Below are 20,091 nucleotides of genomic sequence, written 5' to 3'. Positions count from 1 at the left end.
CGAAAAAATCTTTGCTGTTTAGGAGGTTGAAATGAGAGAAATTACGCCAGGATCGATAGTATCATCTACTCAGTATGGATATTTAAAAGTACCAAAAAAGGTCCGGACACAGTGCCCGGGTTGTCGTAAACAAGGAGAGTTTTCATTAAAAGCCAACTTTTATCAGATTAAGACCGGTGTTTTTTCAGAGGGAATTTGTTCTGTGTGCAAAAAACCCTCTACTTTTATTCTAATGATCAAGGAAGACTCATCGAAACAAACGAAAGAAGTCACCATCCACGTCTATGATCCAACTGCAACAAATGGCCCTCTTGATAAAATTCAAGACAACAAGCGGATTTCACAAGATCTTGTAAGGTCCTATCGTTCAGCATTAAATGTAAATCAGTCGAATGATCACTCAGCCACAGCCGTCATGACCAAGCGGGTTCTTGAAAGTTTAGTGAAAAACCTGAATACGGATAAAGCAAAAAGCCAGACATTATCCGAACAGTTTGAGCAGCTGCCAAAGAATGTTGATTTATCATCGCCCATTCAAACATTAAGCCAACTCACCCGTCCGGACACTCCATTTTTCCAAATGCTCGAGCTGGAAAAAGAGGTAGATGACAAAACAGCAGAACTGCTGATCGAGCTGTTAGAAGGTTTGATTGACTATTTGTATGTAGTTCCTGAAAAAATCGAGACTATAAAGCAAAAGATTGAAAAGAAATATTAGTACTTGAGGAACCTAAGACAAACTGAATTCCATCCCCTTAAAACGCATAACTTAAGAGAGGGCTCTAAATACCGCTATTGATTTCCGTGCAAGACTTCGCTTTCCGCGGGCGGTTGGTGAGCCTCCTCGGCTATGCCTGCGGGGTCTCATCTAACTCGCTTTTCCCGCAGGAGTCTTCGTCTAGCACTCCAATCAACCGCTGACATAAACAAAAAATCCGAACTACTTTGAATGATGAAATTCAAAATGTTGGTTCGGATTTTCTTCGACTTATAAGCTTTTGTCCCAGCCATTATGTCCATCTGTTATTAGGCTTCAGTATTTTTAAACAAACGTTTGATTAAACTCTTAATTCTTCCGGTATTTCAGTATTTTCCAGGAGTTCCATCAGCTTCTTTTTAATGATCTCAGGGTTCTCAATTTCTTCATTAGTGAAAGACAGCTTGTGGATTCTTTCATCCCGGTCGCTTTCACTTATGGCAGCACGCTTGAAGTAACCGCCAATCTCTTTCGGAATGATAAATTGGAGTTCTACATACAAATCCATGCCGTTTTCGCTAATATCGTATATAAACTCGATCTCCCGATATTTAGTCCTGAACTCTTCCGGAGGGAAATATTCGATTTCGTGAGCCACCGGCACCTGTCTGCTTGATAGCATCGGATAAAGGGGATGGTTCAGGATTTTTTTATCAATGACCCATTTCGGTTTGAACCCCGGATAGTGAATAACTTCTTCTCTATTTGTCTTCACAAACCCCAGCTCTTCCGTCACGATTTTATTTACGTATGGAAGAAGTGGATGTTCATTTACCTCGATAAAATCCATATCCCTCGGATCCAGCTTATAAGGAAGATCAATGTCCGTCTGGATCCAGCATTTTCTGTTTACTGCACTCTTCGGCGTAAAATAAGGAACTTTCAATTCGAAAGGCAATACCAACTCATTAAGCTCCTTCTGCTCCCCTGACAATCTCATTTCAGCAGTGATCAAAGAAAGATTAGCCACCGTATCATCAGAAAATGGGAACTGCTGCATAAGTGAAACACTTACCTTCTCTATTTCTTTAAACCCTTTCTTACTCGACAGCTGAATTTCACCAACAAGCGTACCACCGGGCGTCACCCGCTCTTCAGTCAGCACAGTGTCCACCTTGACGTGTCCGATTGTCCTAGTGATCAGCTTTTTAAATTTAGCGTTGCGCATGACTTTTTTGTGTTTGTTGAACATGGGGATCTCTCCTTTTAATCAATTAGCAGATTCATATATTTTGATTTCTTCTGGTCTTTTAAGAAAAGCCGGGAGTGTTACAAGGAGGAGAATAGACAGGACATAAAGCACGATTCCATACCCTATGCTGATGTTCAGGGCTTTAAATTTAATAATGGTAATGATCACAGGAACCAAAAGCAAAAAGCTAAATACAGCCAGATGATAGTCAATTAAAAATCGTAATAGAAATCTGCCCTAGCAGAGGTAAATTCATTAATAACAAATAGATATACCACGTTTAACACAAACCAGTTTATTAACAGTAAAGGAAAAAGAATTGAAAGAGAGAGTAATAATACCCACCTCAAATTTTCTTGTATCTATCCTCCAACTATTCTGCAATGACTCAAGCATATTTAACTTCTCTCCCTGACAGACGGGTTCCTAACCCTTCTTTTTATAAAATCTTCGTCTAATGCTTTATAGAAGTCTTTTTCATATACTTTAATGAGTTTTCTTACCAGATCCTCATACCTCAGATTGATATTAGCTTCATAATCACCAAACTTCTTTAATGAGTGCTTTAAGGTTGCTTCAGAATTTGGATCAATTAAAACTTTAGTCTTTTTATAAAATTCTTCGAAATCCTTAATTTTATAGATTTTTTCTTTATCAATATGATTTTTTAAGAGTTTAGCTGAATTTAGAATATCTTCTTGTTGAACTGACTGCAGAAACTGGATAGCGTGTGCTTCTCCGTATATCCATTGTATTTCAGACAATTGTTCACTAGTAAATTCACCATTTATCTTTATATTATCGCTGAGCTGTTTGAATTGTTTATACTTTGACTTAATACGTTCCAAAGAATTTTCAAAATAGTTGATTGCATCGATTATTAATTGAATTTCTGAATTTGCATCTTTAAAAAGTTCATTTTGAAGGATTACATTTGTTAAATATTCTCTATAACCCAAATAACTCGCTGTATAATCGGTTGAAGCATACCTGTTTAACTTAGCTATTTTGTTCTTCAAATACTCTTCTAAGAGTATAAATTTATAGAAAACTACTTTCACTTCTTCAAAAGATAAATTATACGGAGTATATAAGAAGCTTCCATATAATTTTGACGTAAGTCTATAAAAATGAGCCATTTTATACGTTTTACCATTCAACTTAAGGGAATAAGGAAACACATTAACCTTTTCCCATAACTTCTTATGTTGTTGTGCTAATGTTTCTATCTCATTGGTGTTCATTATTCCAACATCCTCCTACTTAAGAAAACCACCCTTTGACAGTAGACCAGGTTTTCTTATTCATGGTTTCTCACCTCATGGTTTTGGGTAGCGCAGGTCTTTTTTATAACGTGGCATCTTTTTATTTCCCGCCTTCTCGAATTCTTTTACTAAAATCTTAGTTTGTTCATTTACTGTTAAGTGTTCTATTTCTTTTTCTACATCTAACTGTTTTAAAGTCCCCTCAGTTTCCTTTTTACTTCTTAATAACTCTGTTAAAAATTTTTGATTGTCTGTTGGAATAGTGGAAAAGATTTTAGTTTTTTTCATTTCTTTTTCTAACATTTTAAGTTCATTATATGATTCAATAAATCTTTTCCCTTGCAAGTATTGAATCCTATTTAAATTAGAAAGTATTAACAGAAGTTTATCAATGTCGTAATCATTAATTTCATTACTACTTAAAATAGTAGTGTCATAATATTTGGTGTATTCATTTGCAAAATTCTTAAATTCTTTTTGTAATTTCCCATACTCATTTAAGATTTTTTTTCCTTTTTCTAAAGCCTCATTTATTCCATTGGTTTGAAGGTATTGGTCAATCTGTATTGCAGGAATTAAAAAATAGTCTTCACTAATTCGAGCTCTTTCTTCTCCTATAGAGAAGAAATTATTAACGAAAACTGTGTATAACATTAACTTTTCAAAAGCTTTCAAAGCGTCACCGCTATGAAATTGTTCAGCAGTAATTACTGAGTATCCTGTTGTTTTTTCATTTCTTTTATATAATGTTAAAAAATACTTACTGCCATTAACTTCGTAGCCATAAGGGTTAATGAATACTTTCTCGAACCACTTTTTATGCTTTTTTGCTTTTTGAGGTAGTACTTGAGTATTCAAATCGGTTAGCCACCTTTCTATATGACTTAATAATAATCCCAAAAGGAACTGGTCTCTTTTGGAAATGTACAATTAATTAACTAAACCAATCTTTGATTTTACTATTCCCCTCCATATTACTTTAGCGTTATTTTTAACAGGATTCTTAGCAAACTTTTTAATATTGCCCCAATTATCTGCTGCTAGTTTAGTTAATTTAGCAGCACCCTAAAAGACTGCTCCTCCGGCTATCATAACAGCTCCTTCCGCCTGTCCTTCATGAAGTATGGGGACGGCTCTAATGATTTCACTAAATGTAATACTTGAAAAAAGTAAACCTTCCCGTTACTTCCAAATTTACTATTGTAGTTTCAAAAACCTTGTTTGTATTGAAGGTATCAAACTTAGTAAGCAATTTGCTCTGGATCCTTTTGTGAACGTTCCTGCTTTTTCAAACGATGATAAACGAAAGTTCCCTGCACGCCACGCCCATAAATGGTTAAGATTATGGCCATCATTGTCAACCTTCCGATCCAGAATCCCAATGTTGTATTCTGAACAGTAAACAACATCATGATTTGAGCAATTATATACAAAACTAGCAGACCTACTGCGGCTGTCCGGCTTTTTTTAACCAGCAGCCAAATAACCAAGGTACATCCGATAAAAATGTCTACTATACTCCAAAGGTCTAACCAAGTATATTCGACTGTCCCAGGGTAACCATAGCCAACAATATGAACAGCTGAATTCCTAATATGACTGCAGCGACAACTCCCATTGTATTCACTCTTTTTCTCGCCTCAATCAAATTCACAAGATATTACTCCCCTCTATTAAATCCATAAAAATGGAATGTGTTGTTAGAAAAAAAAGCTTGAAATAGCTTTTCAAGCTTTTTAAGTTTATTAGATTCTCAGACAGTCCCCTCGCTCAGTCTTCCTATACTTACACGGTTAATCTCCATAAACCGAATAGAACAACTAATATTATTATGATTTAAATTTCTTCCAAGAAAATTCTCCTCCACTTTACTTAGAGCGGTCGGCAATCATAAAAATCAAAGAAGTGAATAATACAACCAACATTATTGACATATATGTTCTATCTTGAGAATTCAAAGTAGTTCTTCCATCCATTACAAAAATTCCGTATACAAAAACTGATCCCATCGCTAAAAACAGGCAATGTAACTAATTTTTGTAATAAGACTCATCTTGTGCTGTTTCATAAGAGTGTTATCCTCCAAATTATTTAATGGGATTTCATTTGTTTGGGGATTTGGCTTCGGAACTTTTTCTGTATTTTAATTTCATTTTTTAACCATCTCTTATATGGCTCTTCAAACCCTTTATTAAGAATTTCTTCGCTTACTTGGTCCACAATTTGATCAACTTCAGCATCGCTAGGAGTTGAACCAGATTTTACAATATAGCTACTAGCCTTGCCAAACATAGTATACATTCCTGGGTAAAATGGGGACCGTTCCCACTCAACCAAGATTTAAAGTTGTGAAAAAAAGCCTGAGTATTCTATTAAAGCTCCTTCATTCTGCCTCATTCTGGTTTGTTATTAAGGTAACGCAATTCCCACTACGAGCGCTGTAAGAGGAATTCCTCCATTTCCTTCCAACCACTCAATTACTGTTACCGGTACATAAATAACATAGATAAAATCATTAGGAACAAATAAAGCCTTCTCACCGTTTCTCTTTTTTTGACATATCCATATCTCCAATCCTTGTTTTAAACATGTTTACAACTAGTAAGCAACATGTTCCGAACCCTTTTCTTCAATATCCTTCTTTTTTAATCTGTGATAGGCAAAAGCTCCCTGAACGCCGCGGATGTAAATGGTTAAGATAATTGCCACCATGGTCAAACGCCCGATCCAGAAACCTAATGTTGGATTCTGAACCGCAAATAACATCATAACTTGAGCAATTATATACAAAACGAGCAGACCCACTGCGGCTGTCCGGCTTTTCTTAACCAGCAGCCAAATAACCAAGGCACCTCCGATAACAATGTCCATCAAGCTCCAAAGATCCAGACCAAGAAAGTTCGACTGCCCCAGCGTAACCAAGGCCAACAATATGAGCAGCTGAATCCCTAATATGACCGCAGCCACAACCCCCATTGTCTTTACTCTTTTTCTTGCTTCTATTAAATTCATAAGCTAATACTCCTCTCTGGAAAATCCTAAAAAATGGAATTTGCTATGTGTAAAAAAAGCTTGAAATGAGCTTTCAAGCTTTTTTATATTGTATGGTTTTATACCGTTATTCTCCATAAGCCAAAGAGAATAACTATCAACAGGATGATTCCAAACTTCTTCCACGAAAAATGTCCACCTTGTGTCTTTGCTCTTTCAACTAGGGTAATAATCATAAATATACTCGAGACTAATACCACAATTATTAGAAACTGTGTGTCTTGTGCATTTAACCTTGTTCGTCCGTCCATAATAAAATACATATATAGCATTCCTATTATTAAAGTACCCAGCGATAGGACTAGACTAATTTTCCCTCTCTTACTTAAGTCTTTTTTCATTTTATCCTCCTAATTATTTAATGGTTTTATTTCAGGTGGTTTAGTATTTTTAGGCGTTGTTTCTTTTGGTGGTTCAATACTGTCTTCTAAGAAACCTTTATATGGTTCTTCAAAACTTTTATTTAATATCTCTTCACTTATTTGATCCATGAGCTGATCTGATTCAGAAGTACTTGGAGCTGTTCCATATTTAATTAAGTACTTACTCACGTTACCAAAAATACTATACATTCCTGCACCAGCTGCCATGCCTATTAAAATATTTGTTGAATCCCATGAACCTTTAATGCCTTCCACTACAAAATTATCAAGACCTGCATAGCCACTTGTAATAACACCATATTTTACTATTTCATAAACATTTTTTGATTTCCACGAATTAGCAATAGGGCCACCAAGCGGTCCTAAAATTCCAGCAGCTAATCCACCAAAAGCTGTATCAATTGCAACATCAACTAAAGTACCCTCTCCAGTTAAAATCATTTTAGTGAAGGAAAATATCCCGGATACACCAGAACCGACTCCCATATTCATTAATAATCCCGATCCACTAAAATACCTAACCGCAGCCCCAGGAAACGCCCTCGCACTACTGCCTGCAAGTCTTAGTAAAAACGGTAAAGTTCCTGTGCCTTGCGCAATTCCACCTGCGATCCCGCCAGCAAAGGCCCAGCTTAAAGCACCCCAGAAACTATATTCAGCACCTGCGTTCGATGCAGCAGATTGATACAGGAAACCACCTGCAAGTGCACCTGCACCTATTACTGCCATCATAATCCAACCAGGCGGGGTTGCCACAAGAGCAATTGCTCCTATTATAGCCCCTGTTGCTACGACTGCAGCGATCACAGTTTGTGCCCATTCATTTTCTGCAAACCAGTCACCCACAGCTCCAAAGAAGTCGCCTACGTCATCAGCCCGGTCACTGAACCAGTCAGAGGTCGCATCCCATGCGTCTTCGAATCCACCCTTGATTGAATCCCACCGTTCCGGCCAATCTTCCTTGAATTGATTCCATTCGTTTGATGCCCAGTCACCGAAATCACTGATACCATCCCCAACATCATCGATGACATCCTCACCAAATTCCAATGCTTTTTTCCACCAGGGCAGGTCTGTTTCCCCATCGATTGTTTCTCCGCTTTCACTATCTCCTTCTTCGGTTTTACTTACACTGTTCTGATCCATATCTACTTCTCCAACATCTGCGAAAGCCGGTTGAACAAATAAGAACGATATAAAAGAGATTAGTAGAAATAAAAGAAGGTTCTTTCTCATTTTTTCTTTGTATTGCACATTACTCCCTCCACTTCATATTTATTTCTTTTATTTACTCCAAAGATTTTTCCCATTTCTCATAAGAACTTCCTTATATGAATGATGGTTTCCGCGGACCAATTAAAGGCCATACCATTTTTGGGAACTACTATACGTTCCTTACAGAGAAAGGGATTCTGATACTTTAGACAGATTTTCTTTTTTGTGTATATTCTCCTATATTTTCCTGTACTAGTGTAAAAGCGATGGAAAGATCACCATCGCTTTTACACTAGTACCCCTTTTTCTGCTTTCTCGGGGTGTTAAATAGTTTATATATGCTAATCCCTGCTATCACCATCACGATGCCGAGTAGCACCCTTCTGATCCATATCATGACAACCAAATAGGGCTGCAGTGATTCGTGACCGGCAAAAAAGCTTAAACCAAAGATGACAAGTAATAACATGAACATAACGATACTTAGTACTCTCATAATCTCATTCCTACTTTTTAGTCACATGTAACCGTGAATCCTTTCGGACTGCCGATGCGTGCAGAAGCTTCAGACTGAATAGGGCTTAACAGTTTATCTGACACTGTCACATATTGGCCTTTTCGATCCGTTTCCACATATATACGGAAGTCCTCCGGTATGAACCGGATATCGACAAGACGGTCATTCTGGTTCTCTTTTGCATATCTTTCGGCTGCTTCCCTTGCCCCGCTCAGGTTATCTCTTACAGATTTACAAGCAATCTCACTTACTTCATCCTCTTCAAAGAAAAACTTCAAGGCAGAATTGGCATCCACTTCTACGTCTGAGTCCTTTAACCATTCTTTTATATCAGAAGGCATCCTTCTACCGAGCTCGGCCTCAACCTGATTGATAAAGTCTTCCAGTAATTCATCAGGAGTTGGCAGTTCTTCCGGTTCCCCATCATCACCGGAACCTTCTTTACTTTCTCCTTCGTCTTCAAGAAAATCCTCAAAATCTTCCCTTAAGTCATCTAGCTTTTCTTGAGTTTCGTCTCGAAGATCCTCTCCCAAAGATTTCCCGGACTCCTTAACGGCTGCAAGTGCCGCTGCATCCGCTCCGGTTTGGGTGACACGCTTATTGATGAATACACTTGAAAAATCAAAGAAAATAAAAGCGATGAAAATGGCGGCAATCAGCATACCGATAATCAATACCAGCATGCCGCTGCCTCTTTCATTATTTAAATACTTTTTTATTTTATTCATCTGAATCAGCCTTTTCTTCCATGGGCATGACGGCATCAGCTGTAAAGTCAAATTCCATCTCATGAATCAGCGGTAAAGAAATCACAGGAGCCTTAACTTGCACTTCCACTCTCGCTTCTTCATTCCCGGGACCTCCGGTAATACCAGCTACATGAATTCCAAATGCAGAGTTACGGGCGACCTGTTCCCAATTTTCATCGTGAATCGCTGCGGCTCTGGCTCCATCCCTTGCAGCACTTTCAGCTACTACAATGGAATATGCTATTAAAGCCACCTGCCAAATGATCAACATACCGAGGATCACCAGCGGAAACATCGCTAGGAACTCGATGGCTTGTGATCCTTTTTCATTTTGAACATGTTTCTTAAAAAGCTTTTTCACGATAGTTCACTCCAATTTCAATTAGCTTCCGCCACCGCCGCCAATTTTATTGATCATTTGCTCAAGCTTACTTACAATTGTTTTACCAATGGATGTGTTATCTCCTACACCTGAAGCAATGGCTCCCATTACCGCCAATACTACTAGCCCTAGTGCTACCCACTCCAGTGCCTGTGCCCCTCTTTCATTGTTTACATAGCGAGAATAAGTTGCGTTTGCTTTTAACCACATTTTCGTTAACATGTTATTTCCTCCTAATTTTTTGTAATAGTAATCCTTCTATCGAAGGAAAGATTCCAAACCAAAAGCTTCCGGATTGTAGATAATATTCAATACCAGCAGCCCAATGATCAACCCGAATACTGCCGGGGCGACAAAGAATGTAGTGACGAGGGTGATCTGAGGACTTGCCTTTGCAGCTTTCTCCTTGGCAATGAACCCTCTGTTCGCCCTTAAATCATCCGCCTGCAGCTTGAAAGTCCTTGAAACAGGGACTCCTAAGGCGGACCCCTGAATCAGAGCATTCACCAATGTGTGCAGTTCTTTAGATGAATTTCGCTCTGTAATATTCTCATAAGCGGAGAGACGGGGAACACCCAGTTCGACTTCTTTATTGAATCGATCGATCTCTTCGCTCAAAGGACCCTCAAACTGTTTCGTAACCTGCTTTAGTGCTCCGTCCAGACTGACTCCGGCGTGAAGTGTCACACTCACGGTATCGAGAAAATCCGGCATCATCACACTGATGGTCTCCTGCCTGTTTTTAGCTTTGAAATAAAGCCAGGCACTCGGTCCCGCGAACCCACCCAGAATGGAGATGAGCAAGACCTGGAGGGCAAAAGGCATTCCAAGGAAGCTGTAGATACTCCCAAACCCCAACCCGATAAGAGCCAATACAAACCGAACTCCATAAAATGATTGAAGATCCATCCCCAGGGGATTTCCAGCTTCTTTCAGCATCTTGTCATGCTTCTCCACATTGGCGAAGAATGGATATTTAATCCCGACAGGACCCGCTTTGATTCCCCATTTAATGATCGGTACCATGATACGCTGTCTTAAAGAGACTTTCTTTCTTTTCTTTTTAGGATTATACCCTTGTGCCAGCAGGAGGTTCTCCCTTTTGGCGATATAGAGGAACAGGTAGACAAATCCTGTGAAAAGCATAATTAATATCAATGCAATCATGACGATTGAAAAAAATCCTACTAGTTTCATACTCTACACCCTTATATGCGTCAGACGCTTGATTAATATGAAGGCGAACATGACAATCATGGTAAAGACAGCAAAGAGCAGTAAGCCAAATGGTGTGAAGAGAACATTCAGGAACCCTTTAATGAACAGGTTCATCATCAATGCCATCAGGAACGGCATGACGACGAGGATATAGGCGACCGATTTACTCTCCGCTGTAACAGTTGCGATTTCTTTATGCACCCTGCTTCTTTCTTCAAGTGTCTCTGCCATCGTTGAAAGCACCTCTGCCAAGTTCCCGCCGACTTTCTGCTGAATCAGAATGGTACTCACAAAGATATTAATGTCATTACTTGCTATCCGCTCACGGAATTCATTCATGACCAGCTCAAGACTGTCCCCCAGCTTTAATTGATGATCCATTTTGCGGAACTCTTCAGCACTTGGTTCTTTAATGTCCTTGCTCACCATTTCAATCGCCTGAGGAATGGTCTGACCTGCCTTTATCCCGTTACTCATCATCCGGCAAATTTCCGGCAGCTGCTTGTTAAAAGTCTCTGTTCTCTTATTTTTTCTGGAGTTAAGGAGAAGCTTGGACCCGAGCAGAACAATAAGGTAAGCGAATAACAGGGACATCAGCCAATATAGACCAAACAGAAAGCGATTCAACAGTGTCAATGCAGCAATCGCCAACAGATAAAGGCTCATATACTCGGAAGGCTTCAAGGGAATACTCCCTTGGAGGAGCTTTTTCTCCAGTTCTTCAGATAACTCAGAACCATCGAATTTATCCCCGATCAGGAAGACGAAACTCCGCCTCTCATTAAGCTCTTCACTCTCAAACCATGAATCTACTCTTTTCTTGGTATCTTTCATACTTCTATAAGAAATGAAATAAAAGACGGATACGGCAAAGGTAAACATGCTTGCGGTCAAGATGATCCATGCCGTGTTCATGTTAGAACACCTTCAGTTAAGATTGATTTATCAAAATTGATTCCATAAGAAACAAATCGTTTATAGACATTGGGAATATATCCAGTTGGGACAAACTCTCCTTCAATTGTCCCGTCCGCTTTTGTGGCGGTACGATTGAATTTGAAAATGTCCTTTGCAAATATTTCACCATCTTCCTCCACTAGCTCTGCGATATTTACTATCCTTCTTTTCCCATCTGAGAATCGGGACGTCTGGACAATCAAGTCCAACGCTCCTACAAAATAGCCGCGGACGACGTCTACCGTTAAGGGAAGACCGGACATGATGACCATCGCTTCCAAACGCCCCAAGGCATCTTTAGGGCTATTGGCGTGAACCGTGGTCAAAGATCCTTCATGGCCGGTATTCATCGCTTGAAGCATATCGATGGCTTCCGAACCACGGACCTCACCGACGATGATTCTGTCCGGTCTCATCCGTAAGGCGTTTTTCACTAAATGCCTGATGGTGATTTCACCTTTCCCCTCCATGTTCGGCGGTCTGGCTTCCAGCCGGACCAAGTTATCATAGGAGAAACGAAGTTCTGCCATATCCTCTATGGTGACGATTCTTTCCCCGTAAGGGATAGAGTCTGACAGTACATTCAATAGAGTTGTCTTACCGCTTCCCGTCCCCCCTGATACAAGGATATTGGTTTTGGCCTTCACGGCAGCCTGGAGGAATTCACCCATATCGCTGGAGAAACTTCCGAATGATTGGAGATCCTGCAGCTTGAATGGGTCTTTCTTGAATTTCCTGACGGAAATGGATGCCCCATCTAAACTGATAGGCGGAATGACGGCATTTACACGGCTTCCATCCTGCAGACGCGCATCCACCATGGGGGAGCTTTCATCAATCCTTCTCCCCAGCGGTGCAATGATCCGGTCAATAATGTGACGGACATGTTCATCATCCTTGAACTTTACATTCGTTTCCTCAAGTTTACCGCTTCTTTCAATAAACACTTCGTGCGGACCATTCACCATGATCTCGGTGATGGATTCGTCACGCAGCAACTCCTCGAGCGGCCCGTAACCCACTGATTCATTGATGATTTGCTGAACGATTTCCTCTGTTTGATCATTCGGAATGATGACTTTTTCTTCATTTATCATTTGCTTTACAAGCCGTTCGATGGTCTTTTTACGTTCAACAGGATTCATGGTCGTGATGTTTTCTAAGTTCGCTTCTTTGATCAACCTGTTTTTATAGTGCCTCACCCATACGTCGACTTGACTTTGGCCCACATTCCATTGAGTTTTTGTCGGCCGTTGTGACGCAGCTTTTTCAACCCAGGACATGCTATCACCTCATTTCCTGATTTATGGTCTCTTCCACATATTTTTTCATGTCTTTTGAGGTTTTAGAGCTTCCTTTATCCTTCTTCTTTTTGAAGAAGCTTACCCCCATGTTCATATAGGGCTGAATTCCAAAGAAATCGGAGGAAATCGTTCCATCTATGTTCTTTGCGATGATTTTCTCGATATCTTTCTTATGCAGCTCCGACTTGGGATGCGTGCGATTTAACACGATGGAAAGGGTTCCGTTAACCCCCAGCTGAAAACGCTCAAATAATTCATTTGCATATTTAAAGCATCTCATCCCCAGGCTGTCGGGGGTTAAGACATAATGAATTCTGGTGGCTTCACTCAAGCCAGTAAACGTAATCGAATTAATGGTGGATGGCAAATCGAGAATGATATAGTCATAGTGAGACCTTGCCACTCTGATCAGCTTTGAAATTAATTCGTCCGATACTTCCTCGGCCCTTGCCGGGTTGGAAGGACCGGTAATAATTGTGACGCCATTTTCCTCATCATCTATGGCGATGTTTTGCAAGTGCCTCATTTCCATTTCATCCATAACCGGTATAAGGTCATAATATGAACGGGGGGGCTGTAGACCGAACAAGCTGTCTATTGCACCAAACTGAGCATTCAAGTCCACTATCAGCACCTTTTTTCCATGGTGGACACTAAGTGACTGCCCCATCATGGCAGCCAGGAGAGTTTTTCCGCTCCCCCCTTTGGCACTGTAAAAGGCATGTACTTCCCCGCTCCCATATCCGATTTCCGTTTCTCTATGAAATTGAATTTGCTGCTTACTCTCACGGATCAAATCTTCCAATCTATTTTGTTCTTTCGGAAAAATAACAAGATCCTTCGCTCCAGCTGTCAACCACTCCCTTGTTTGGTCAAAGTCTGCAGTTCGTGAAAGACCAATTACATAGCTCGAGCTTGTAAATTGAAGTTGATTTGGATATTCAACAGAGTCCACATCTACGAAATAATAATGGTAATGATGCTGGTTTCCTATGGTTTTCTTCCACTCAGGAGTGACGGTCAAATCTAATTGATGCTTTCCTTCAAGATCTTTAAACCGTTCACTCCATTCTTGATCTTTGGTTATTAGTATGGCATTAAATTTACTCACAATGTCGCATCCTTCCAGATCCACATATTTTGCTTATGTTGTTGTTCAGCCACAGAACCCATTAGATTTCAGGTGGATTATTGCCCTGCTGGCTTTTTTTGTTCAGCAGGCTGGGCTGGCTTTTTAGATTCATCCTTTTTCGCGTCTTGTGTCTGTGTTTCTTTAGGCTGCTGCTTCGGCTTCTCTTCCTTCTTTACCTCAGCTTCCTTTTTCTCCTCAGGCTTTGCTTCCACTGTTTCATCCGCTACCTGGTTGACACGAAGAACCCTGATTTGTTTAGCGAAGTTCTGGTAGTGTATCAGCTGTTCAGCTTCTTCTACAGATAATGAAATTTTTATTCTCTGTGCCGGGCCGTCTTCCGGTTTTTCATCCGGGGTTTCGATTTGAACAACCGGTATATTACTTAATAACCGCTTTGTTTCGAGTTTCTTATCTATCTCTCTTGAAACAATGATATCTACCTGATCCCCTTCCACTACGTCCTGATCAATCAGGACAATTTCTGTGGCATTTAACCAGACAACTCGCTCATCGGCAGGTATGTTGACTTTCTCCCTTACCAAGGTCCCTGTCAGGATATCACCCTCACTTATATCAACTAGTGAAATAACATTTTTTAATTCTTTTTTATCTGTAATGAAAGATTCATATGCACTGCTTTTCGGAAGTTCTATCCACGTTATATCTTCTTTCAGATTAATTTCATGATAGGATTTAATATTCTCAGCAGCAGCAGCTACTTTCACTGTTTCTCCAAGTCGTTCCTGTGCCTGGCTGATTTGCACAAGAATGACTCCTGCTGCCACTACCGCTAATATAAAGGATAGGGACAAAAATATGATGGCTTTCCTTTTCGAGTCGATCATCGACTGTTCACTCCATTATTCAAAATTTTCTTGTTGAAGCGGATATAAATAAATATTATGGCTGTTCATCGGAAGCGCACTTTCTTCAAGTTTGAAGTGCTCTCCATTTATCTCTTTAGCTTGAAAATCATCATTAGAGGTTACCACCCATCTTTCCCCAGGGTGTTTCCGCATGACTTCCTCCACCAGTTCATCGATGGAAGAAGCACTGTTTTCCATTACTCTATTTTTAATCAAGTAATATTTTTTCGGCTTCTTTATTCCCATTTTCAAATAGGACCTTTCCTCCAAATACTTTGAATTGGAAGTGATGATATATCCCATTTGCCCTTTTTCTAACAGAGCAGGAATCCGGCTTCTGTTAGAGAGTAAATGGAGGGACAGGCTTCTATGGACAGTCCCATTTACCAGGTAGAGCTGCTGGTTTGGATAGAACCAATTCTGAAATCTCTTTACCCAATCGGCGTTGATCGTGTGTTCATCATAAATATAAAGAACTTCGCGATCCTTCATTGCCCACCCATGTACTTCCTCAAGAAGCTCTTCAGTCGATCCGTAAGTTATTGGAAGCTTTTTCAGCCCCCAGCTCTTCTTCCCCTTCGCTACGGCATCAGACAATGAAGCATCTTTCTTTAAAGACGTGGGGCGGATTTGAAGATCTGATAATAGATTTTTAGGTAATCCTAGCGATTCGTCCACTACAATATGCATTCTTCACCTCTCCCCTCATCATTCCATCGCCTCAAACAAATTCTCCCTCTCACTCTTCACTTTCTCCCTGGCTTCAGTTTCAAGTTTTTCAGTGAAATCCTCCAGGGTTTCGAGTCTTTCTTTTGCCAGGTCATCGACTGCCATTCCTGTATCCCGGTCGATTTTTTCCTGCTTTTGCAGGGACAGGATCGCTTTGTTAAAGATGCTTCTTTCTGCTGAGGACAGTTCATCGAATTGTCTGCCAAGGTCATCCACCTGCTGTTGAAGGGCTACGGATCTGTTATTGATATCGATTCCGCTGGATGCTTTATCAAAGTTCCTTTCGATTTGTTCCACTGCGTTGTCAAGCAGTTCCTGGAGTGAATTCTCGAGTTCAACTTTGCTGTTGACGGTGAAGTACTTACCGTTTCCGGCTTCAGCCGCAGCTTTTAGCTGCTCCTGGCCTTTATCGTCGACATCGAACCCTATGATGTTGACCGCAGCCTTTAAATCTGAGTCTGCTAGTTTACCAGCTTCTTCGACAGGATTACCGTCGCAGGTTTCTACGCCGTCACTGACGACATACACGATGTTCTCGGTGTCCTCACCTGCTTTTTGTTTAAGGTCTTCGTAAGCTGACTTCAGTGACGATCCAAGCGGGGTCCATCCGCTTGGTTTAAACTGGGTCAGTGCTTTATCAAAAGATGACTGATCATATGTATCCGGTTCGTATATAAGCTCGTCGCTTGAACAGGAGAGCTTTTTATCTGCGTCAGAACCCGTTCCCTTATGTCCATATACTCTTAGGGAGATGGTGGCGTCGTCAGGAAAGCCTGCAGCAAATTTGCTGACTGCTTCTTTGGCAAGATCCATCCTCTGCCCGCCGCTCACTTCTGCAGCCATGCTCCCGCTTGAATCGATCAGGATGGCCACATTCTTTTTCTTTTCTTCTTTAGCGGCGATATCATATTCCCCGAAGTCGGGGTCATAATTTTTCAAAGCGTCGTATGGTTCGGAATAATCGAGTGCAAACCAATTCACTAGTCCATTGAAGATCTCTTCTTCACTCAGCCCTTCCGCCGGGAAATCATTCATGATATCTTCCATCTTATCGATATCTGTCTCGGTCCCGTTTTCTACCTTTTTGACAACTTCCTGCATTTTTTCCCCGTAAGGCTGTTTTACGATTTCTTCTGCTTCAGACGGGGCTTCCGGGAAGTCTGCCGCAGCTTTTTCTTCTGTCTTTTTTGTTTCTTCGGATGCTGGTTCTTTTTTGTCTTTATTTGCAGTTTCTTCCCCGGAACAACCCGCCAGGCCGATCAGGGAACAGCTGATCAAGAGTGCTGCCAATTTCCTCATATGCTTCTCTCTCCTTTGGTCTGGATGATATTTATGTATTCCTTTTCATTAGACCTATATACGAATGGCAAATGAACAAGATGTCAATCCCACCCATAAATGATACAAATGTAACAGTCTTCAATATTTTGGAATTAAATCAACTCTTATTTACCACCAATTTCAGGTTTAAAAACCTGAATGTCATATTTTGTTCATAATTTTTTCCTATATATTAATTATCATCGGATGCTTCTAACGTCAATGAGGCCCATGGAATGTCGAATCTTGTCTGTTAGTTTAGGACTAGCAGGGACATTACAAATATGCAGAAACATAGGCATTAAGTGCTGAATCTAAAGTTTTAACAGTGAAAAATCAACTGTTGAAGAAGTTGCCGGTGTGGTAATTTTTAGGTGATTTATTACAATTGTTAAATTTAGTAGGTATTTGTAATTATTTGTTGATGCTGTTTCACAAAAATACCCCACCCCATAAAGAAAGCTCCCCGCTTGTCAGCGGAGAGCTTTCTTATTGTTCATTCTTCGTTGAGGAGATGTTCGATTTTATCCAATAAATCTTTTGGGGAGAGGACTGGTTCCCCGCCGCCCTGGATGAAGTCTTCTTTTCCTCCGCCTTTGCCGTTGATGAGGGCAAAGATCTTTGGAGCGAGTTCTTTTAAGTTTGTGTCCGCATGCTTCCCTTTTGCACCTACAATTTGCAGTTTAGCGTCATTTTGGACGGCCAGGAATACAATTGCCTCTTCCCTTGCAGCAATCAATTGGCGTGCAAGCTGCTGCAGCTCCTGGATGGGACGGTCCTGGTAGGCCCCTTTGATGAAGGCTGCACCACCGGTAAGCTTCACTGCTTCGCCTGCAAGATCCTTCGCTTCGTATTTCAGGAGTTCCTGCTTCACTTCTTCGAGCTGTTTTTCCTGAACCTTGATTTTATCAAGAAGCTGGCCTGCTGCCTCTATCATATTGTCCTGCGGGGATTGAAGAACAGCGGTCAGATCTTTTAGCACGTCATTCTTTCGGTGAAGCTGTTTGAGCACCCGGTCTCCGCATACGAATTGAAGGCGGATATGCCCCCTGTGTTTTTCCCAATCCAGTATCTTGATGGCTCCTACTTCTGAAGTGGAGCGCGGGTGGGTGCCTCCGCAGCCGTTGTAGTCAAAGTCCGGAATGATGACCAAGCGTACATCATCGGATACAGCAAGCGCCTTACGCAGTGGATATGCGGCTGCTTCTTCCGACGTCATCCATTTTATCTCAATTGGCCTTGCCTCCCGGATCACCGCATTTGCCAAAGCTTCTGCCTTGCCGGCGTCTTCCTCTGTCATGTTTTCAACAGCCAAATCGATTGTCAGGGTTTCTTTCCCCAAATGGAAGCTGACCGTTTCATATCCGAGGGCTTCTGCGAACGCTGCGGATAAAATATGCTGGCCGGCATGCTGCTGCATATGGTCAAACCGCCTCTTCCAATCAATCTCCCCCGTGATTGTTTCAGGGAGTTCCTTAAACGATTTTTCCACGTAATGCCTGATTTCCCCGTCCTTCTCTTCAACATCTAACACCGTTATGCCGTCGAGTATCCCTTCATCAAACGGCTGGCCCCCGCCTGTCGGGTAGAACGCTGTCTGTTCCAAAACGACAAAATGGCGGCCGTCTTCATCCTGCCCCTGCCTGTTAACGGCCGTCTCGAATCTGGTTATGTATGCATCATCATAAAATAGCTTCTTTGTCATAAAAATCCCTTTCCTTTCTTTTTTATTACTTTATCACATACGGCTCCGACACCTCACATATCTACACTTCCACTCATAAACTAACAGGGAAAATCCATTGCCTCATAATGGAACAGGCCTTTTAAAACTAATACGAAAAGGTGAGAATATGAAACTGGGCAAAAACATGATAACCCTCGTCACCTCTATTTTCATCCTCCTTTATTTAGGGACGCTGATCTTTTTCCTCAGGGATGGAAACCATCAAACAGGTAACGAAGCAGGGAAATTTCCTGGCAATGGCCAGTCAAATGCGAACATTACCATCCATACCAATGTACAAAATAATATCTACGGGAATTCCGACGTTGAAACCACGATTACAAATAACCTGACCAGTGACACGGATTATGATATTCAAAATGAAATCGACAATTTGGCAGAAGGCAGCGGGGATTCGTCTTTCTCCAATACGATTGACAACCGGTTTGACGGAAAGGCTGAAGGCACTCTGTCCAACTCCCTTAAACATTATCTGAACGGAAGCGGCAGCTACGGGCTGGATAATAACGTCCTGAACAATCTCGGGGTCGATGTGGATGTAAAGGTGAGGAATGATTTAGGGAATGAAACGAACGGCCGGAAAGGTAACGAAGGGCAGGGTGGAGACAACGGCGGGGATGGAAAGCCGGATGGAAAGCCTGAACTCCTTTGGGGAATCGACTCTGCCAGTGAAACGACCGAAGAACTCTATGCTTGCGTGCGGGAAAACTTCGGTGATCCTGCCGTATTCGGCCGCTACCTCAAAACCAGGGACGGGGTCTCGATCGGTTTGTCCCCCGAACAGGTGGAGCTGATCCATTCCAAGGGGGATTCCATCCTCCCCATCTACAACAACTTCAGTGATGCAACCGGATTCGAAAACGGAGTGAAGCAGGCAAAGGCTGCGATCCAGGCGGCCGGAGACTTGGGAGTACCTGAAGGCACCGCCTTATTCGCAGATATCGAACCGACGTACCCCGTAGATTCAGAGTTTATCAGAGGCTGGTTTGAGACGATTTCAGCTTCAAACTATGAGTCTGGCATTTATGGAATATTCGATCAGGACAGAGCCCTTTTCAAAGCCTACACTCAAGCAGCGGAGGGCAACCCGGATATTTTAAAAGAAAACTATGTCTGGACGTCTTCACCAAGTGTCGGCATCACTACCCAGAAGGAAGCGCCGGAATATGCACCTCAAGCCCCTGATAATTCTCTTGCCCTTGGTTGGCAATACGGTATCGACGCGATGGCATGCAACATTGATACAAATTTATTCGACAGCGACTTGCTCGAGGTTCTTTGGAGGCCTTGATAAAACAAAAATGCAG

The 20,091-nt window shown here is 41.3% G+C and carries 22 protein-coding genes; 2 read left to right on the top strand and 20 right to left on the bottom strand.

The window, feature by feature from the left end; genetic code table 11:
• The first annotated feature begins 31 nt into the window (after positions 1 to 31).
• Positions 32 to 718 carry a hypothetical protein gene (locus ACKA06_RS18825; RefSeq protein ID WP_058300068.1) on the top strand — a complete coding sequence of 229 codons (687 nt, stop codon included), beginning with the start codon at positions 32 to 34 and terminating at the stop codon, positions 716 to 718.
• A gap of 340 nt (positions 719 to 1,058) precedes the next feature.
• Here the strand turns inward: ACKA06_RS18825 and ACKA06_RS18820 are convergent, their stop codons facing one another.
• The 20 genes from ACKA06_RS18820 to ACKA06_RS18725 form a co-directional block, all read right to left on the bottom strand.
• Positions 1,059 to 1,949 (bottom strand): sporulation protein, encoded by an 891-nt coding sequence (locus ACKA06_RS18820; RefSeq protein WP_411160380.1) that lies wholly within the window; start codon positions 1,947 to 1,949, stop codon positions 1,059 to 1,061.
• Between the two features lie 398 nt (positions 1,950 to 2,347).
• Positions 2,348 to 3,193 carry a hypothetical protein gene (locus tag ACKA06_RS18815; RefSeq protein WP_214872736.1) on the bottom strand — a complete coding sequence of 282 codons (846 nt, stop codon included), beginning with the start codon at positions 3,191 to 3,193 and terminating at the stop codon, positions 2,348 to 2,350.
• Between the two features lie 75 nt (positions 3,194 to 3,268).
• A complete protein-coding gene (locus ACKA06_RS18810; RefSeq protein ID WP_411160379.1) occupies positions 3,269 to 4,072 on the bottom strand; it encodes a hypothetical protein in 804 nt (267 codons plus the stop codon).
• Between the two features lie 670 nt (positions 4,073 to 4,742).
• Positions 4,743 to 4,868, bottom strand: a complete 126-nt coding sequence (locus tag ACKA06_RS18805) for a hypothetical protein (protein WP_318293622.1) — start codon at positions 4,866 to 4,868, stop codon at positions 4,743 to 4,745.
• Positions 4,869 to 5,305: 437 nt separating this feature from the next.
• Positions 5,306 to 5,506: a hypothetical protein gene (locus ACKA06_RS18800; RefSeq protein ID WP_214872730.1), complete on the bottom strand. Its 201-nt coding sequence runs from the start codon at positions 5,504 to 5,506 to the stop codon at positions 5,306 to 5,308.
• A gap of 306 nt (positions 5,507 to 5,812) precedes the next feature.
• Positions 5,813 to 6,226, bottom strand: coding sequence for a hypothetical protein (locus ACKA06_RS18795; RefSeq protein WP_214872727.1), 414 nt, complete (start codon positions 6,224 to 6,226; stop codon positions 5,813 to 5,815).
• Between the two features lie 3 nt (positions 6,227 to 6,229).
• Positions 6,230 to 6,391 carry a hypothetical protein gene (locus ACKA06_RS18790; RefSeq protein WP_411160378.1) on the bottom strand — a complete coding sequence of 54 codons (162 nt, stop codon included), beginning with the start codon at positions 6,389 to 6,391 and terminating at the stop codon, positions 6,230 to 6,232.
• 224 nt (positions 6,392 to 6,615) lie between these two features.
• On the bottom strand, positions 6,616 to 7,902 hold the full coding sequence (locus ACKA06_RS18785; protein WP_411160377.1) for a hypothetical protein: 1,287 nt from the start codon (positions 7,900 to 7,902) through the stop codon (positions 6,616 to 6,618).
• Positions 7,903 to 8,155: 253 nt separating this feature from the next.
• Positions 8,156 to 8,359: a hypothetical protein gene (locus ACKA06_RS18780; RefSeq protein ID WP_214872717.1), complete on the bottom strand. Its 204-nt coding sequence runs from the start codon at positions 8,357 to 8,359 to the stop codon at positions 8,156 to 8,158.
• 17 nt (positions 8,360 to 8,376) lie between these two features.
• A complete protein-coding gene (locus ACKA06_RS18775; RefSeq protein ID WP_411160376.1) occupies positions 8,377 to 9,108 on the bottom strand; it encodes a pilus assembly protein TadG-related protein in 732 nt (243 codons plus the stop codon).
• The gene (locus ACKA06_RS18770; RefSeq protein ID WP_411160375.1) at positions 9,101 to 9,490 is read right to left on the bottom strand and encodes a TadE/TadG family type IV pilus assembly protein; all 390 of its coding nucleotides are present in this window, start codon (positions 9,488 to 9,490) and stop codon (positions 9,101 to 9,103) included. The genes ACKA06_RS18775 and ACKA06_RS18770 overlap by 8 nt, the downstream gene beginning before the upstream one ends.
• 21 nt (positions 9,491 to 9,511) lie before the next feature.
• A complete protein-coding gene (locus ACKA06_RS18765) occupies positions 9,512 to 9,733 on the bottom strand; it encodes a hypothetical protein (RefSeq protein ID WP_064563641.1) in 222 nt (73 codons plus the stop codon).
• 36 nt (positions 9,734 to 9,769) lie between these two features.
• Positions 9,770 to 10,708 (bottom strand): type II secretion system F family protein, encoded by a 939-nt coding sequence (locus ACKA06_RS18760; protein WP_411160374.1) that lies wholly within the window; start codon positions 10,706 to 10,708, stop codon positions 9,770 to 9,772.
• A 3-nt stretch (positions 10,709 to 10,711) separates the two neighbouring features.
• Positions 10,712 to 11,644 carry a type II secretion system F family protein gene (locus ACKA06_RS18755; protein WP_411160373.1) on the bottom strand — a complete coding sequence of 311 codons (933 nt, stop codon included), beginning with the start codon at positions 11,642 to 11,644 and terminating at the stop codon, positions 10,712 to 10,714.
• Positions 11,641 to 12,969, bottom strand: coding sequence for a CpaF family protein (locus ACKA06_RS18750; protein ID WP_411160372.1), 1,329 nt, complete (start codon positions 12,967 to 12,969; stop codon positions 11,641 to 11,643). The genes ACKA06_RS18755 and ACKA06_RS18750 overlap by 4 nt, the downstream gene beginning before the upstream one ends.
• A 4-nt stretch (positions 12,970 to 12,973) precedes the next feature.
• Complete coding sequence (locus tag ACKA06_RS18745) at positions 12,974 to 14,101, bottom strand: AAA family ATPase (protein WP_411160371.1); 1,128 nt, start codon at positions 14,099 to 14,101, stop codon at positions 12,974 to 12,976.
• A gap of 77 nt (positions 14,102 to 14,178) precedes the next feature.
• Positions 14,179 to 14,967 (bottom strand): SAF domain-containing protein, encoded by a 789-nt coding sequence (locus tag ACKA06_RS18740; RefSeq protein ID WP_411160370.1) that lies wholly within the window; start codon positions 14,965 to 14,967, stop codon positions 14,179 to 14,181.
• Positions 14,968 to 14,982: 15 nt separating this feature from the next.
• Positions 14,983 to 15,678, bottom strand: a complete 696-nt coding sequence (locus tag ACKA06_RS18735) for a hypothetical protein (protein ID WP_411160369.1) — start codon at positions 15,676 to 15,678, stop codon at positions 14,983 to 14,985.
• An 18-nt stretch (positions 15,679 to 15,696) separates the two neighbouring features.
• Positions 15,697 to 17,016 (bottom strand): VWA domain-containing protein, encoded by a 1,320-nt coding sequence (locus tag ACKA06_RS18730; protein ID WP_411160368.1) that lies wholly within the window; start codon positions 17,014 to 17,016, stop codon positions 15,697 to 15,699.
• A 517-nt stretch (positions 17,017 to 17,533) separates the two neighbouring features.
• Positions 17,534 to 18,742 carry an alanyl-tRNA editing protein gene (locus tag ACKA06_RS18725; RefSeq protein WP_411160367.1) on the bottom strand — a complete coding sequence of 403 codons (1,209 nt, stop codon included), beginning with the start codon at positions 18,740 to 18,742 and terminating at the stop codon, positions 17,534 to 17,536.
• A 148-nt stretch (positions 18,743 to 18,890) separates the two neighbouring features.
• Here ACKA06_RS18725 and ACKA06_RS18720 point away from each other — a divergent pair, with 148 nt between their 5' ends.
• Positions 18,891 to 20,075 (top strand): glycoside hydrolase domain-containing protein, encoded by a 1,185-nt coding sequence (locus tag ACKA06_RS18720; protein WP_411160366.1) that lies wholly within the window; start codon positions 18,891 to 18,893, stop codon positions 20,073 to 20,075.
• The last annotated feature ends 16 nt before the right edge of the window (positions 20,076 to 20,091 follow it).

The organism is Rossellomorea oryzaecorticis (assembly GCF_045897515.1).
Lineage (GTDB): Bacteria > Bacillota > Bacilli > Bacillales > Bacillaceae_B > Rossellomorea > Rossellomorea enclensis.
Note: the sequence above shows the minus strand (reverse complement) of the source record. Positions and strands in the feature narration are given on the sequence as shown.